This is a genomic window from Pantoea sp. EEL5, from assembly GCF_049892805.1.
Lineage (GTDB): Bacteria > Pseudomonadota > Gammaproteobacteria > Enterobacterales > Enterobacteriaceae > Pantoea > Pantoea ananatis.
In genome coordinates this window covers 1-1,485 of record NZ_JBNDNJ010000014.1, presented here as the reverse complement: position 1 = coordinate 1,485, position 1,485 = coordinate 1, and the positions used below count along the sequence as shown (strand labels likewise).

The window sequence follows — 1,485 nt, the reverse complement described above, 5'->3', positions numbered from 1 at the left end:
ACCAAAACGCCTCTGGCGTTGTAAGGTTAAGCCTCACGGGTCATTAGTACCGGTAAGCTCAACGCATCGCTGCGCTTACACACCCGGCCTATCAACGTCGTCGTCTTCAACGTCCCTTCAGGAGCCTTAAAGGCTCAGGGAGAACTCATCTCGGGGCAAGTTTCGTGCTTAGATGCTTTCAGCACTTATCTTTTCCGCACTTAGCTACCGGGCAGTGCCACTGGCGTGACAACCCGGACACCAGCGGTGCGTTCACTCCGGTCCTCTCGTACTAGGAGCAACCCCCCTCAATTCTCCAGCGCCCACGGCAGATAGGGACCGAACTGTCTCACGACGTTCTAAACCCAGCTCGCGTACCACTTTAAACGGCGAACAGCCGTACCCTTGGGACCTACTTCAGCCCCAGGATGTGATGAGCCGACATCGAGGTGCCAAACACCGCCGTCGATATGAACTCTTGGGCGGTATCAGCCTGTTATCCCCGGAGTACCTTTTATCCGTTGAGCGATGGCCCTTCCATTCAGAACCACCGGATCACTATGACCTGCTTTCGCACCTGCTCGAGCCGTCACTCTCGCAGTCAAGCTGGCTTATGCCATTGCACTAACCTCCTGATGTCCGACCAGGATTAGCCAACCTTCGTGCTCCTCCGTTACGCTTTGGGAGGAGACCGCCCCAGTCAAACTACCCACCAGACACTGTCCGCAGCCCGGATTACGGGCCTACGTTAGAACACCAAACATTAAAGGGTGGTATTTCAAGGCCGGCTCCACGCAGACTGGCGTCCACGCTTCAAAGCCTCCCACCTATCCTACACATCAAGGCTCAGTGTTCAGTGTCAAGCTGTAGTAAAGGTTCACGGGGTCTTTCCGTCTTGCCGCGGGTACACTGCATCTTCACAGCGATTTCAATTTCACTGAGTCTCGGGTGGAGACAGCCTGGCCATCATTACGCCATTCGTGCAGGTCGGAACTTACCCGACAAGGAATTTCGCTACCTTAGGACCGTTATAGTTACGGCCGCCGTTTACCGGGGCTTCGATCAAGAGCTTCTCCTTGCGGATAACCCCATCAATTAACCTTCCGGCACCGGGCAGGCGTCACACCGTATACGTCCACTTTCGTGTTTGCACAGTGCTGTGTTTTTAATAAACAGTTGCAGCCAGCTGGTATCTTCGACTGGCTTCGGCTCCGGGAGCAAGTCCCTTCACCTACGCGCCAGCGTGCCTTCTCCCGAAGTTACGGCACCATTTTGCCTAGTTCCTTCACCCGAGTTCTCTCAAGCGCCTTGGTATTCTCTACCTGACCACCTGTGTCGGTTTGGGGTACGATTTTGTGTTACCTGATGCTTAGAGGCTTTTCCTGGAAGCAGGGCATTTATCACTTCAGCACCGTAGTGCCTCGTCGTCACGCCTCAGTGTAAAGTGAACCGGATTTGCCTGGAACACACACCTACACGCTTAAACCGGGACAACCGTCGCCCGGC

The 1,485-nt window shown here is 54.8% G+C and carries 1 rRNA gene; it reads right to left on the bottom strand.

Going from position 1 to position 1,485, the window contains the following annotated elements:
* Positions 1 to 22 precede the first annotated feature (22 nt).
* Positions 23 to 1,485: ribosomal RNA gene (locus ACPXSQ_RS22955) — 23S ribosomal RNA — on the bottom strand; the annotation flags it as partial.